Source organism: Peribacillus sp. NPDC006672, assembly GCF_050274955.1.
In the GTDB taxonomy this organism is placed as follows: Bacteria; Bacillota; Bacilli; order Bacillales; family DSM-1321; genus Peribacillus.
The window spans coordinates 382,277-395,585 of sequence record NZ_JBNNOR010000002.1; the positions used below are offsets into that span (position 1 = coordinate 382,277).

The 13,309-nt window shown below is 41.6% G+C and carries 14 protein-coding genes; 8 read left to right on the top strand and 6 right to left on the bottom strand.

The window, feature by feature from the left end; genetic code table 11:
* Positions 1-794: 794 nt before the first annotated feature.
* The 3 genes from ACQKKK_RS05245 to ACQKKK_RS05255 all read left to right on the top strand — a co-directional run bounded on the left by ACQKKK_RS05245 (position 795) and on the right by ACQKKK_RS05255 (position 4,106).
* Positions 795-1,064 carry a DUF2515 family protein gene (locus ACQKKK_RS05245; RefSeq protein ID WP_427614803.1) on the top strand — a complete coding sequence of 90 codons (270 nt, stop codon included), beginning with the start codon at positions 795-797 and terminating at the stop codon, positions 1,062-1,064.
* Between the two features lie 178 nt (positions 1,065-1,242).
* Positions 1,243-1,596, top strand: coding sequence for a hypothetical protein (locus ACQKKK_RS05250; RefSeq protein ID WP_427614571.1), 354 nt, complete (start codon positions 1,243-1,245; stop codon positions 1,594-1,596).
* 395 nt (positions 1,597-1,991) lie between these two features.
* Positions 1,992-4,106 carry a peptidoglycan D,D-transpeptidase FtsI family protein gene (locus tag ACQKKK_RS05255; protein WP_427614805.1) on the top strand — a complete coding sequence of 705 codons (2,115 nt, stop codon included), beginning with the start codon at positions 1,992-1,994 and terminating at the stop codon, positions 4,104-4,106.
* A 56-nt stretch (positions 4,107-4,162) separates the two neighbouring features.
* On the opposite strand, the gene ACQKKK_RS05260 is transcribed toward ACQKKK_RS05255, so the two are convergent.
* Positions 4,163-4,630: a CBS domain-containing protein gene (locus tag ACQKKK_RS05260; RefSeq protein WP_427614573.1), complete on the bottom strand. Its 468-nt coding sequence runs from the start codon at positions 4,628-4,630 to the stop codon at positions 4,163-4,165.
* 59 nt (positions 4,631-4,689) lie between these two features.
* Entirely contained in the window at positions 4,690-6,186 is a 1,497-nt protein-coding gene (gene glpK / locus ACQKKK_RS05265) for a glycerol kinase GlpK (protein ID WP_427614574.1), read from the bottom strand.
* A 178-nt stretch (positions 6,187-6,364) separates the two neighbouring features.
* Here glpK and ACQKKK_RS05270 point away from each other — a divergent pair, with 178 nt between their 5' ends.
* Together ACQKKK_RS05270 and ACQKKK_RS05275 are read left to right on the top strand one after the other, a co-directional pair.
* On the top strand, positions 6,365-7,156 hold the full coding sequence (locus ACQKKK_RS05270) for a TIGR00266 family protein (RefSeq protein ID WP_427614576.1): 792 nt from the start codon (positions 6,365-6,367) through the stop codon (positions 7,154-7,156).
* A gap of 64 nt (positions 7,157-7,220) precedes the next feature.
* Entirely contained in the window at positions 7,221-7,451 is a 231-nt protein-coding gene (locus tag ACQKKK_RS05275; protein ID WP_427614577.1) for a hypothetical protein, read from the top strand.
* Positions 7,452-7,453: 2 nt separating this feature from the next.
* Here the strand turns inward: ACQKKK_RS05275 and ACQKKK_RS05280 are convergent, their stop codons facing one another.
* The gene (locus ACQKKK_RS05280; protein ID WP_427614579.1) at positions 7,454-8,203 is read right to left on the bottom strand and encodes an SDR family NAD(P)-dependent oxidoreductase; all 750 of its coding nucleotides are present in this window, start codon (positions 8,201-8,203) and stop codon (positions 7,454-7,456) included.
* 247 nt (positions 8,204-8,450) lie between these two features.
* Here ACQKKK_RS05280 and ACQKKK_RS05285 point away from each other — a divergent pair, with 247 nt between their 5' ends.
* Both ACQKKK_RS05285 and ACQKKK_RS05290 read left to right on the top strand, forming a co-directional pair.
* On the top strand, positions 8,451-8,747 hold the full coding sequence (locus ACQKKK_RS05285) for a phasin family protein (RefSeq protein WP_427614581.1): 297 nt from the start codon (positions 8,451-8,453) through the stop codon (positions 8,745-8,747).
* A 15-nt stretch (positions 8,748-8,762) separates the two neighbouring features.
* On the top strand, positions 8,763-10,433 hold the full coding sequence (locus tag ACQKKK_RS05290) for an ABC1 kinase family protein (RefSeq protein WP_427614583.1): 1,671 nt from the start codon (positions 8,763-8,765) through the stop codon (positions 10,431-10,433).
* 57 nt (positions 10,434-10,490) lie between these two features.
* Here the strand turns inward: ACQKKK_RS05290 and ACQKKK_RS05295 are convergent, their stop codons facing one another.
* Together ACQKKK_RS05295 and ACQKKK_RS05300 are read right to left on the bottom strand one after the other, a co-directional pair.
* Positions 10,491-11,423 (bottom strand): catalase family peroxidase, encoded by a 933-nt coding sequence (locus tag ACQKKK_RS05295; RefSeq protein ID WP_427614585.1) that lies wholly within the window; start codon positions 11,421-11,423, stop codon positions 10,491-10,493.
* A 245-nt stretch (positions 11,424-11,668) separates the two neighbouring features.
* Entirely contained in the window at positions 11,669-12,100 is a 432-nt protein-coding gene (locus ACQKKK_RS05300; protein ID WP_427614587.1) for an Lrp/AsnC family transcriptional regulator, read from the bottom strand.
* A 118-nt stretch (positions 12,101-12,218) separates the two neighbouring features.
* Between ACQKKK_RS05300 and ACQKKK_RS05305 the strand changes: the two genes are divergently transcribed.
* The gene (locus tag ACQKKK_RS05305; RefSeq protein ID WP_427614589.1) at positions 12,219-12,614 is read left to right on the top strand and encodes a carboxymuconolactone decarboxylase family protein; all 396 of its coding nucleotides are present in this window, start codon (positions 12,219-12,221) and stop codon (positions 12,612-12,614) included.
* 114 nt (positions 12,615-12,728) lie between these two features.
* Here ACQKKK_RS05305 and ACQKKK_RS05310 read toward each other — a convergent pair whose 3' ends face one another.
* Positions 12,729-13,196: an Lrp/AsnC family transcriptional regulator gene (locus ACQKKK_RS05310; protein WP_427614590.1), complete on the bottom strand. Its 468-nt coding sequence runs from the start codon at positions 13,194-13,196 to the stop codon at positions 12,729-12,731.
* Positions 13,197-13,309: the final 113 nt, after the last annotated feature.

The window sequence follows — 13,309 nt, forward strand, 5'->3', positions numbered from 1 at the left end:
CATTTGTCTCATTTAAAACTCCTCCTATCTTTTATTTGGAAAGGCTGCTATTTCACCTGTATCCCCAAAGCCAAAAAGCCTCCGCCAAATAGCGGAAGCTTTTTTAGATGTGTAAGAACACATATAAAGGCGCAGGCCGCGAAAACTCCACAACCTGCGCTTTAAAATGATCAATGTGCACGTTCTCAATCCTTTGTCTAGAAAGACAAAGTTTCAGGGCAGGCGGACGTATGATATTCAATTGTGATATCTATGTGCTTAACTGATTTAGTCATGACGTTCGCCTCCTTTTCTTTGATTAATGGTAATTTTTAACTTATATTAAAAGATTACTACGTGTGTATATTTTTGTCAATTGTGACTTTTCTAGATTATTGATGGATAATCCTTTATTCTTATAAGAATGACGTAACCTAAGGAGGTTCAGCATATGCCATGGAGAAAATATATACTCCTAGCGGTTCCCTTTTTATTATCATCCATTTTCATCTTATTTGCCGTACCAGTCCAATATAGACCTTTATCCTTCATTCCTGTGTTACTTTTCTGGATAGTTTATTATATTTTATTGTACCGGGAAAAGAAGAAGAAAAATAACCGATGACGAAAGAAAACCATCAACACTCAACTTGAGGGCGTTGCAAATGGAACGCCCCTTTCTTGACGGCTCTGCATATAATGATCGAAAAACATTGTGGTGATTGTATGTTCTCGCAATATATGCAGAAGCTGTTAGGCAAACTCCCTGTCAAAACAAAACCCATCATCGATGCTGAAAGATATGACACGCTAAAATCCCATATACAAAAAGAGCTTTTTTACCTAAGGAATCGGCTCTTGTAAAAAGCGTTCGAACCGAAGCCGATGCCTTCCCCCAGCTGCTTTTAAATGAACATTCTAAACAACAAGAACTTCCAATAGGAAAATATTTCCCGGCATTCCACATTTCGAGATTTATGGCCCCGATTTGGGAATCTTCCATCGAGGAACCCCATTTACCCCTTTTGACAACATCCCTTATCATTAATGAACAAAGGATTGGTTCACGAATGAAAGCTTCATAAAAGATTTAAGAAGTTCACCGATTATTAAAAAACGGACCTGACCAACAAAGTGCTCGAAAATTGTAAAGCATCTCAAAACCCTTTACGGAATGAAAGCCATTTTCTATCAAGCCTCTTACTTTGAATATCCCATCCTCCATTTGGCAAGAATGGTTAGCAAAAAGATTGGGTGAATCGAATGAGAGGCATTGTACTATTGAATCCAAACTACAATATCGGGGATTTACAAACGAATGAAAGCTTTGCAATCCAAAAGATCATGACGGACAAGTATATAGACGAAAATAATATTTCCCCGGTCATATTGAATCCGTATCAAATCCATCCTTATTACACCATCCCACATGAGCTTCTTTTCAATTTACAGAATCGAAAAAAGTGTCAAATCGATTGCCTGGTGCTTCACTCTCTAGCTGCGATGGAACGTTTCATCTATATTTACCCTGAAAAGTGGCTTGAGCTATGCGGATATTTCAAAGAGACAATCAGTGTGGAGACTCAAGCTCCCATTCGGAAGTATGAAGCAAATTAATGCTTGAATAAAAAACCATGGTACTTAAGGCATCGTGGATGAATTCTCTAAGGTTAAAAGTCCTTGATCGTTCATTTACCATGACCTCCTTCCAAAGCACTTTGATTTGAGCTTCCCTTTTTCACATGAGCTACTCGATAATGCAACTCTTCTATATAATTGCCGCGTATTCTTCGCCCTCTCTTTATCTATTAAAAACCTTCCTAAATCATCGATCATTAATTCATCTCAATTTTCCCAATTGTGCAATTACTAGGAATGTTATAACTTCTAAACTATATTTTGGAAATATAGATAAATTTACGGATAAAGCATAGAAATATAAGTTAATTTTATATATCATTAGAGATAGGAATTTTCTTATTTTTTACTTTTACTAGAAAGGAATGTTAATGATGGCCAAAGAAAAAAAGAAAAAAACCCCAATTCCTTTCCGACTGAACATTTTGTTCTTTTTAATATTCATTTTATTTTCAAGCTTAATAATCCGGCTTGGCATCGTCCAAATTGTGTATGGGGATGATTACCTCCGCGAAGTCGATCGAACGGAAAATGATGTGGCCAATACCCCCGTTCCCCGTGGGAAAATGTATGACCGGAACTTGAATCCGGTCGTTGATAATGAGCCACGCAATGCCATTACTTATACGAAATACCCGAATACGAAAACGGCCGATATGGTTAAAACGGCCGAGGTCCTTGCTACCTTGATAGAAAAAGATACGAAAAAGGTAACATTGCCGGATAAAAAGGACTTTTGGATTTTAAAACATCCGAAAAAAGCTGAAGCTTTGATCACCAAGGCCGAGAGGCAGAAAGTAGTCGAAAAGAAACTGGAGCAAAAAGATTTATACAAACTTCAAATGGATCGGGTTACCGAAGAGAATATCAAGGAATTCACCAAGGATGAATTGGAAGTGATAGCCATCTTCCGGGAATTCAATAGTGGCTATGCCCTCACTCCGTCCATCGTGAAGAATAAAGATGTCACTACAAAAGAATACGCCAGGGTTAGTGAACATTTGGATGAAATGCCAGGCGTGGACGTAACGACGGATTGGGAAAGGACCTATAAGTATGACGAGACCCTCCGCTCGGTTCTGGGCAAAGTCTCTTCTTCCGAAGAAGGGATTCCCAGTGAAAATATTAACTATTATCTGGCACGCGACTATACCAGGAATGATCGGGTCGGAAAAAGTTATCTCGAAAAACAATATGAAGATGTCCTGCGCGGCCAAAAGACGCGGGTTGAAAATGTGCTGAGCAAAGGGGAAGTCATCGAAACGAATACCCTTACTGAAGGGCAAAGCGGAAAAGACTTGGTCCTGACAATCGATATGGAGCTGCAACAAAAGGTTGAAAAGATCATCGAGAGCGAATTGCGCAAAACTAAGGCTAGGGGAAATACCTACTTTTTGGATCGGGCCTTCGTCGTTTTAATGGACCCGAATACAGGAGAGGTGCTTACGATGGCCGGCAGGCAATACGACCGCAACAGTAAAACCGGCTTGACCGAAATGAACGATTTCGCCCTTGGAAACATTACGACCTCCTATACGATAGGCTCATCTGTTAAAGGAGCTACGGTCTACACGGGCTTTCAAACTGGAGCCATCGCGCCAGGGACGACGTTTCATGACCATCCACTTTTATTAGCTGGTGCTCCACCCAAAAAATCTTATAGCCCATTAGGGTATGTATCGGATGTTTCTGCATTAAAAAAATCGTCGAATGTCTATATGTTCTATACGGCGATCAGAATTGCCGGCGGTCATTATATTCCTAAAGTGCCGTTAGGGATTAACCGGGAAGCTTATTCCATCATGCGGAATCATTTTGCCCAATTCGGCTTGGGTGTCCGTACTGGCATCGATCTGCCTAATGAATCCGTCGGGTTTAAAGGAACCGATATGTCAAAAGACGGGTTGCTGCTGGATTTTTCGATTGGACAGTATGATACATATACTCCTATGCAATTGGCACAGTACGCATCGACGATTGCAAACGGAGGAAAAAGGCTGGAGCCCCATATGGTTAAAGAAATCAGGAATCCATCCAATGAACACAATGAATTGGGGAGCGTTTATAAAACGATGAGTCCCCATGTATTAAACGATTTAGGCGGGAAAGATATTTGGATCCAACGTGTCCAGGAAGGATTCAGACAGGTTGCCCAGGAGCCAGGCGGGACAGCATATAGTCATTTCGGCGGTAAATCATACCGTGCTGCAGCCAAAACAGGGACAGCCGAAGCCTTTTACGACGGACCGCGGAGAAATCAATATAGTAAACCAATGGATACCACTAATCTAACACTTGCAGGTTATGCACCAAACAATAACCCGGAAGTGGCATTCTCTGTCGTCGTGCCATGGGCCTATCAAGGCAAGCCTGCTGACGATATTAACAAACGAATCGGGGCGAAAGTAATGGACGCCTACTTTAAATTAAAGGAAGATAGATTAAAAGGTAAGTCAGATTCAGACAAGGATGTAGAAAGCACTCAATGATCGTTTACAAACTGGGCCTGCTCGATTGCGAGCAGGCCTTTTTATTCATATTTTCGCTATTCCAGCTTTTGAACGAATTCCTTATATAGAGCCCTGAGTGCATCTCCCCTGCTGATGATGCCGACGACTTTATCATTTTTGTCGACGACAGGGATTTTCTTGAAATGATGCTTGGAAAGGACCTTTATCAATTCATCTAACGGATCTTCGGGGGATAGCTTTGTAATTCTTTTATTTTTTATGATTTGTGAGACTTTATCATTCATTTTGGATGTAACCTTTTCATCCAATTCTTCACCAGGAAGAATCGTAATGTATGTGAAATACCCCAGGATGGCTTCCTCAGCAGGTTTCAAATAACGAAGGATATCCCCGTCTGTCACCATTCCCAATAGCTTGTCGCGTTCATCCACAACCGGGACCCCGCCCACTTTATTTTCGATCAAAATTCGCAGAATTTCCTTTAATGTAAAATCAGGACGGGCTACATAGACTTCCCTTATCATGAAATCCTTAACTAACATAATACCACCCCTTTTTTTAAGTTCGTCGTTCTATATTCATCTCCTTACTATTAATACCCTTACTTACATTTAAAAACCCTTGCCGCCTGAACGGCCTTTTTCCAGCCATTATATAAATCCTTCCGTTCCTGCTCTTCCATCTCGGGTTCGAATTTCTTATCGACTGCCCCTAGCTTTGAAATCTCTTCCTGGCTTTCCCAATAACCGACTGCTAGCCCAGCTAAATACGCTGCCCCTAACGCTGTCGTCTCACTAATAACCGGCCTTTCGACTGGTACATTCAAGAGGCCGCTTTGGAATTCCATCAAGAAGTTGTTCTTGACAACCCCGCCATCAACCCTCAATGCCTTTAGGTTAATCCCTGAATCGACTTCCATGGCGCAAAGGACATCTTTTGTCTGGTAGGCCAAAGCTTCCAATGTTGCCCGGACGAAATGCTCCTTCGATGTCCCCCTGGTTAATCCGAATACCGCTCCCCTGACATCACTATCCCAATAAGGGGTACCTAACCCAACAAATGCTGGGACGACATAGACGCCATCAGCTGAAGTGACCCGTTTTGCATACATTTCACTGTCTTTCGAATCATTCAAGAGTTTCAACCCGTCCCTTAACCATTGTATGGCCGAACCTGCAACAAAAACACTGCCTTCCAATGCATATTCGACTTTTCCGTTCAGCCCCCATGCAATCGTGGTCAATAGGCCATGCTCTGATTTCACTGCCTTTTCTCCTGTATTCATCAGCATAAAACATCCGGTGCCATACGTATTCTTGGCCATTCCTTTTTCAAAACATTCTTGGCCGAACAAAGCGGCCTGTTGATCTCCCGCTGCCCCGGCAATCGGGATTTCGTGGCCAAAGAAATGATGTGGCGCTGTATTCCCATATACCTCCGATGAAGAACGAACATCCGGCAGCATCGATTGCGGTACTTGCAGAATTTCCAGAAGCTCTTCGTCCCACTTCAAATCATGAATGTTATACATCAGCGTCCTTGAAGCATTCGAATAATCGGTTACATGGGCTTTACCACCCGAAAGTTTCCATATCAGCCACGTATCGATCGTACCAAACAATAAGTCTCCGTTTTCAGCTTTTTCCCGTGCCCCATCTACATGGTCGAGAATCCACTTCACCTTTGTACCGGAAAAATAAGCATCAATCAACAAACCGGTTTTCCGTAAAAATAAGTCATCAAGACCCTCATTCTTCAATCGCTCGCAAATTTCGCTTGTCTGCCTGGATTGCCAGACGATTGCATGATGAATCGGCTGACCTGTTTCTTTATCCCATACCACGGTCGTCTCCCGTTGATTCGTTATGCCAATCCCAGCAATCTGTTCCGGTTTTACATTCATTTCCGATAAACAGGAAGCGATTACCGATAAAACGGAACCCCAAATTTCATTTGCATTATGCTCCACCCATCCAGGATTCGGGAAATATTGGGTGAATTCCTTTTGGGCAATATGCAAAACTTCCCCTCTTTTATTAAATAAAACGGCCCGGGAACTTGTCGTTCCCTGATCCAATGATAATATGTAAGTATCCATGGTTGTCTCCTCCTACACTTAAGTTTCTTAAGTGTCCTGCTGTTTTTTCTTTCTTCATATTACTAGATATACCCGTGAAAACCAAAAATATATATGGTACGACGAAAATTTGAAAAATATTGGCAGGTTAAGAGATTATCTTTTACAATGAAAATGAGATGGATAGGAGGAATGGAAAATGAATAATCATGAAATAGATTTTAAATTATATGGAGATGACATGCAGTTTGTTGAAGTGGAATTGGATCCTCAGGAAACGGTGATTGCAGAGGCTGGAAGTTTAATGATGATGGAAGATCAAATCAAGATGGAAACCATCTTTGGTGATGGGTCTTCGAATAGTGACAGCGGAATGATGGGCAAGCTATTTGGTGCTGGTAAAAGGCTTCTTACTGGAGAAAGTCTTTTCATGACCGCCTTTACAAACGAAGGGCATGATAAAAAACGCGTTTCCTTTGCTTCACCTTATCCAGGTAAAATCATTCCGATGGATTTAAGTGAGCTCGGCGGGAAAATCATTTGTCAAAAAGACGCATTCCTTGCTGCAGCTAAAGGTGTTTCTGTCGGAATTGAGTTTCAGAGAAAAATAGGAACTGGCTTTTTTGGCGGTGAAGGTTTCATCATGCAAAAGCTTGAAGGAGATGGAATGACCTTCGTGCATGCCGGTGGCACGATCCATAAAAAAGAATTGGTTGCAGGAGAGATCTTACGCGTGGATACAGGATGTTTAGTAGCGATGACTAGCGGGGTAGATTATAATATTGAATTCGTAAAAGGCGTGAAAACCGCTTTATTCGGAGGCGAAGGTTTATTCTTTGCAACATTAAAAGGACCTGGAACCGTCTGGGTGCAATCTTTGCCATTCAGCCGTCTTGCCAGCCGTGTATTTGCTGCAATGCCGCAAAATGGCGGATCTTCTGACGAAGGCAGTGTTACTAGAGGTTTATTCAATTTATTCAACGATAAATAAGAACCGGACCAATGGCTGCCATCATGGCAGCCATTGATCTCTTTTGTAAAGGATGGATATCTACATGCAGCTTGTCAAGTGGTCCTACATGAGGCGCTATAATATCAGGGCAATTTTTGATCAATTTCCGAATTCGCCGGTTATTTTCCGAAAAATTAGAGATTACTATTTTGTTTATACCGTTCACTGGACAGCTCTCGATGCCCCTATCGGCATAAAAGAGCTTGTAGAAATGGAAAAGCTGCTCAACCGTGAGCTCGGAACTGAACTTCAATATCTTTATCGAAAAAAATGAGGTTACTCCTCGTACATCATTTTTCTTGTCATGCCTCCATCGATGATAAGATCCGCACCCGTAACGAAGTCATTTTCCGTTGCAGTAAAATAAAGACAGGCCCTTGCAATATCTTCCGGTTTGCCAACCCGATTGGAAAAATGCTGCTGATGATCTTCAGCCCTCAGCGAGTCATAATCTCCCGTTTCAATCCAGCCCGGAGAAATCGAATTGACCGTAATTTTCTCTTTGCCTAAAGAAGCGGCAAGTGCATGGGTCAGTGCTTTGATCCCTCCTTTTGTCGCAGCATAGGATTCCGAATCCGGCTCAGACATTATTGCTCTAGTTGATGCTAAATTGATGATTGCACCCCCCATTTCGTTTTTCCGCATTGATGCTGCCGCTGCCTGGGAACAAAGGAAAACACTGCGTAAATTCGTATGCATCATATCGTCCCATTCCTCAATCGTCAGATCATAAAGCGGTTTGAATAATGCCTTTCCTGCATTATTGATTAATATATCAATGGACTTATATGTTTTTAGGGTTACATCCATCAAATGCTTGATGTCAGCTTCCTTGCGCACATCCGTTTTAACGAACATGGCTTCATGCTCATTATTTTTGAGCTCTTCCGCATACAGTCGACCTTCCTGCTCGTCCATATCTGCGAGAACCACCGATGCGCCGCTTTCTGCAAATCCCTTTGCCACGCCTCTCCCTATACCATTCGATGCGCCTGTTACAATCACCGTTTTATCTGTGAAACCCATCAATTCATCCTCACTTTCGCCAGCTTATTTTTCCTTATCATAATATCCAATTCGCTTCACTACAAACACTTCCTTAAGTGATCAACAAATCCGTTTCCTACCCATCAACAATCGGCAGGACCCATTATATTTTTGTAGCGGCCTCCAATGATGTATGATAATAAAAACAGCAAGAAAGAACCAGGGTGAAGGGCACCCGCTATTATTTTTCTTATAGTATAAAAAATTTATATTGGAGGAATTAAAAATGGACTTATTAAAAAATGTGTTTTCTTTAGGATTAGGTGCTGCCGCTGCTACAAAGGATCAAATTGAAAAAGCAGTGGACTCTCTTGTAAAAAAAGGCGAAATCAGCAAAGAAGACTCCAAGGATCTTATTAAGAATTGGGTCGAAAAAGGGGAACAAGCCCAAAAACAACTGGATGATTCCGTCAAGGCCAAAGTCAATCAAGCGCTCAACAGCCTAAACTTAGCAACCAAAGAAGAAGTTCAGGACTTAGAGCGCCGAATCCAAATTTTAGAGAAACAGAACCAACAATCGTGATTTGGAGGTACTTGAATGTTTGGCAAGCGACTGAAACACGCACATCGTTACCAAGAAATCATTAATGCCTTCTTGAAAAATGGTTTTGGTTACTTCATCTATCGCCTTGGATTATCCGAGAGTAAAGCGGCATCGAAACTCCAACCCGACGAAAACCTGAACCTCCGCTCAATCGGGGAGCGGCTGCATACGATTTTACAAAGTCTAGGACCTACATTCATTAAACTTGGTCAGATTGCAAGTACGAGGCGTGACTTCGTTCCGGAAGAAATCATCCGCGAACTTGAAAAGCTACAGGACCAGGTCACCCCCTTTCCATTTGATAAGGTTCGCAAAATTATTGAAGCCGAATTGGGTGATTCCTTGGAAAACATTTTTCTTGAATTCCATGAAAACCCACTGGCTACCGCTTCGATTGGGCAGGTCCATACTGCACGGCTTCCATCACAGGAAGTCGTAGCAATCAAAGTGCAGCGGCCCGATATTCTGCCGACTGTGGAAACGGATTTGGAAATTCTCGATGATTTGGCAAGACTGATGGAAGCACGCATATCTTGGGCCAGACGCTACCAAATCAGAAAAATGATTGATGAATTCGCTAAATCACTTCGCGCAGAACTCGATTATAACTCCGAGGGCCGAAACGGGGAAAGAATAGCCAAGCAATTCATCGATAATCAAGGGTTTAAGATACCAAGGATCCATTGGGAGTATTCCACAAAAAGGGTCCTGACGATGGAATTCATTCAAGGAATTAAGATCAATCATTATAAACAGCTTGATGATGAAGGTTATGATCGTCGGAAAATCGCAGAAAGATTAGCGAATTCCATGCTTCAGCAAATATTGATCGATGGCTTTTATCACGGCGATCCCCACCCTGGCAACATCATCATTTTGCCAGGAAATGTCGTCGCACTCATGGATTTCGGGATGGTGGGACGTCTGGAGGATGAAAGGAAGTATCAGTTCGCCTCGCTTGTCATCAACCTGAAACGCGGAAGCACCAATGGACTGATCAAGACGCTTGCAGATATGGGTCTTCTGACGGACGAAACCGATATGGTGCCATTAAGGGTGGATATTGATGAACTGCGAAATAAATATTATGATATCCCATTGAGCCAAATCAGCTTAGGCGGAGCGGTCAATGACCTGTTCACAGTTGCCAATCGGCACCAAGTCCAAATCCCTCCAGAATTCACGATGCTCGGCAAGGCTCTGCTTACCATGGAGGCCATTGTTGAAGGATTAGATCCGCATTTCAGCATCATGAAGGCAGCTGAACCTTTCGGGGAAAGGCTTTTTAAGGAGCGCTACAATCCAAAAAACATTGCGAAGAACGCTTGGAATCAATTCATTGAGTCTGCTGAAGCCATTGCCGAACTACCCAAGGATATCAAGGAAGTAACAGGTATCATAAAAAAAGGGAAATTGCGACTGGATATCAATATTCCCGAACTTCAAGTTTTTTTGCATAAGCTTGATCAAATCTCGAACAGGCTTTCTTTCAGTATTATCCTGCTTGCATTCAGCATAATCATGGTCGGTCTCATTATTGGCTCGGCAATAGGTGGGGAAACCCTGATCCTATGGAAAATACCTGTTATCGAGATTGGATTTGTCGTTGCAACCCTGATGTTCTTACTTATGCTTTACACCATTTTCAGATCCGGAAAAATGTAAACTTACGAAAAAGGGAAAACCCTCTAATAAGGATTTTCCCTTTTTCATGATTTCATTTCATTGGTTATTTATCCGGCGTTCATATGAAATGGCATACGCCCTATGGCGAAAATGTAAGATTGGATCTTCCGAGCACTCGATTCCTTCAGTAATATTGGTTGGATCAAACAATAAATGATCTCTAATCGCTTCCAATTTATTAGAAATTACTAAATGGCCTACCGTTATTACCTGTTTTTCTTCCGACCAAGCAGTGGTTGGGTCGTCAGACGGGTCATTTTCCCCTCCTATTTGAATGTTCAATTTAAAGCCCACAGGGCCTTGCTTGAGCCTCTCTTCCATTTCTTCTTTCAGATAATCTGCCGAATGCTTGGCTACCTCCTCTTTTGCTAGCATACTAAGGCCGGCATCAGGTACCCACTCATACTTAATGGTCTGACGCCGGCCCTCCGCGTTAATGAAATAGAATGCATGAATGGAGTAATATTGACATGTTGAAAAACTGGCTGGAGAACGCATTTCTTTAAGCATTTGCAGGCTTGCCTTGCTTTCAGGGTATTTCAACAGGATTTTTGCAAGCTCTTTCAAATTTGGGAAACCTTCTTTTGCAGACTTGAAAAAGTTAGCAATATCAACAAACGCTTCCGGTGTTTTCGCAAAGAATAGCGGAATGGTCACAGTAATGAGATCTGATGCCTCTCCATTCGGCAATTTAAACTTGACGGCCATGCCCTTTACAGGGGATATGGCATCTGGATGGCTTGGAATCGGCGAGCTATTTGAAAACCGAATGATCACTGGCACGGCTTCATCCTGAAGATGCGAAGCCACCGTTAATGGGGACGCTTTTCCGTTTGGGGTAAAAACCCCCTCATAAACATATCCCCTTGCATGCACCCGCCGATAACCAGGATATGTTCCAGCTACATTTTCAATCACATTAACTGCTTCTCTGACTAGTTCAGGTTTAAAGTTGCCATTTCCCTCCATATACCTCACCCCATCTTTTCAAATTCCAATCCATGTTCTTAGTTATTACCTATATTATTCAAGGTAAACTTCCTTTTATACAAGTACCTGGAGCATTGATCATAAAAAAACGCCTGAAAAAATCCAGGCGCAGCACAAATCATAATAAAATTTTCAGGCGATCCCGTATGCCTTTTTTACCGGTTAAACCGTTCTTTTTCTTCCATTTATAATCATCCATTTTCATATCAGTTGAACATTAATAATTACTCATTCCTGTTCAGCTCCACTTGAGAAAGGATTACATGTGTAACGGTTGCAGCAAAAGGAATTGTCCGATTGATGAATTCCTCCACTTCTTCAAGGCTCTCACTGTGGATTTTCAGCATAAAGCAAGCCTGCCCGGCAATTCGATAGCAAAAGTCAACATTCGACAGCTTGGAGATATACTTTTTGAATTTCTCATATTCCCCATTGTTTATCGTTGCTTCCACGATACATTCAATAGGAAAACCAATCTTTTTATGATCAATCTCGGCAACATACCCTTTAATGATCCCGAACGACTCCATTTGCCGTACCCGCTCGGTAACGGTGGGGGCAGATAGATTTACTTTCTTTGCCAATTCCCTCATGGAAATCCGGCTATTCAGCGTTAATTCAGCAAGGATGCTCCGGTCTTTTTCATCTATTTTCATTTAGAAGTTATTCCTCCCCTTTTCTTTATATTTATACAATATTCAACCGAAATATTTTACAAGCGTAATTAATATTCCTGTTTTTTTATATTAGGATTATCTCAAGGGGGAGATGTTCATGACAAGAATAAAAAATTCGTCGATTGGCTCCAGTCCGTTTCAAAGATTATTTCATTCAGAAGATATTTCGCATAAATGGTCGGACCTCTCAAATTGCATATCTGCGGATGGTAAACTATCGAAGGAGTTAAAGGAAAACGTCAGAAGGGTACTGGCATACGGTAATGGCTGTTCATACTGTCAGGCAAAAGGGACTCCATTAAAGCCAGAAGATGCGAAAGAAAGCTATGCAATCGCCTTTGCAGAAGTATTCCTCATTCAACGTGAAAAAACGGAGGAAAAGTTTTTCCAAGTATTGAAGGAGGCATTCAGTGATGAAGAGATTTCTGAACTATTGGCATTCATTTGTTTTACAACAGCCCAGCAATATTTCGGGGCATTGATGGATTTATAATAACGCAAATAAAGGAACAGGCATCTCGCCTCGTTCCTTTTTGCAAAAAGCCTATAAACACTTCATAGTTTGAACGTCCATTCGAGTCATATACCAGCATAAATTGAATTCCAGCTAGGATTTCGCACCATGATCCTCCATTTCATTGATCCTTGGAAGAATGGAGCGGGAAGGCACCGGGGATGTCAAAACTACGGAAGTATTCAGATGTCCATAGGGTATTAATCGATCTATAAGTAATCTCATGCTGTCCATATCAGCTAAAGCCGCTTTCAAAAAATATCCAACTGTTCCTGTTACACGATGGCATTCGATAATGTCTAAATCATTTTTAACTAACTGCTCGAAATCGGAAACGGAAACCTTAAGTTCACTTACCTGAATGAACACGAGCACGCCTCTTCCTATTGCCAGTGGTGAAACCCTTGCACTGAACCCCTCAATGATTCCCTTTTCTTGCAGGCGATACATACGTTCAGAAATACTGGGCCGACTGAGAGCCAATTTCTTCGATAGTTCACTAATCGTAATGCGTCCATTTATCTGTAAAAGTTCCAGTAAACAAACATCTATTTCATCCATGAAGCAACCGCCTTTCATAATGAAGGAATATTAGCTTATATATCTTTAAAATGTTGTATGGAAAGTGAAAAAACATTCTTTTTTGTATGTAATTTTAACAGTTAATATTCTAT

Coding starts and splice junctions, on each gene's coding strand:
- ACQKKK_RS05250 (WP_427614571.1), top strand. CDS start 1,243: ATGAGAGGCATTGTACTATTGAATCCAAACTACAATATCGGGGATTTA.
- ACQKKK_RS05255 (WP_427614805.1), top strand. CDS start 1,992: ATGGCCAAAGAAAAAAAGAAAAAAACCCCAATTCCTTTCCGACTGAAC.
- ACQKKK_RS05260 (WP_427614573.1), bottom strand. CDS start 4,630: ATGTTAGTTAAGGATTTCATGATAAGGGAAGTCTATGTAGCCCGTCCT.
- glpK (WP_427614574.1), bottom strand. CDS start 6,186: ATGGATACTTACATATTATCATTGGATCAGGGAACGACAAGTTCCCGG.
- ACQKKK_RS05270 (WP_427614576.1), top strand. CDS start 6,365: ATGAATAATCATGAAATAGATTTTAAATTATATGGAGATGACATGCAG.
- ACQKKK_RS05275 (WP_427614577.1), top strand. CDS start 7,221: ATGCAGCTTGTCAAGTGGTCCTACATGAGGCGCTATAATATCAGGGCA.
- ACQKKK_RS05280 (WP_427614579.1), bottom strand. CDS start 8,203: ATGGGTTTCACAGATAAAACGGTGATTGTAACAGGCGCATCGAATGGT.
- ACQKKK_RS05285 (WP_427614581.1), top strand. CDS start 8,451: ATGGACTTATTAAAAAATGTGTTTTCTTTAGGATTAGGTGCTGCCGCT.
- ACQKKK_RS05290 (WP_427614583.1), top strand. CDS start 8,763: ATGTTTGGCAAGCGACTGAAACACGCACATCGTTACCAAGAAATCATT.
- ACQKKK_RS05295 (WP_427614585.1), bottom strand. CDS start 11,423: ATGGAGGGAAATGGCAACTTTAAACCTGAACTAGTCAGAGAAGCAGTT.
- ACQKKK_RS05300 (WP_427614587.1), bottom strand. CDS start 12,100: ATGAAAATAGATGAAAAAGACCGGAGCATCCTTGCTGAATTAACGCTG.
- ACQKKK_RS05305 (WP_427614589.1), top strand. CDS start 12,219: ATGACAAGAATAAAAAATTCGTCGATTGGCTCCAGTCCGTTTCAAAGA.
- ACQKKK_RS05310 (WP_427614590.1), bottom strand. CDS start 13,196: ATGGATGAAATAGATGTTTGTTTACTGGAACTTTTACAGATAAATGGA.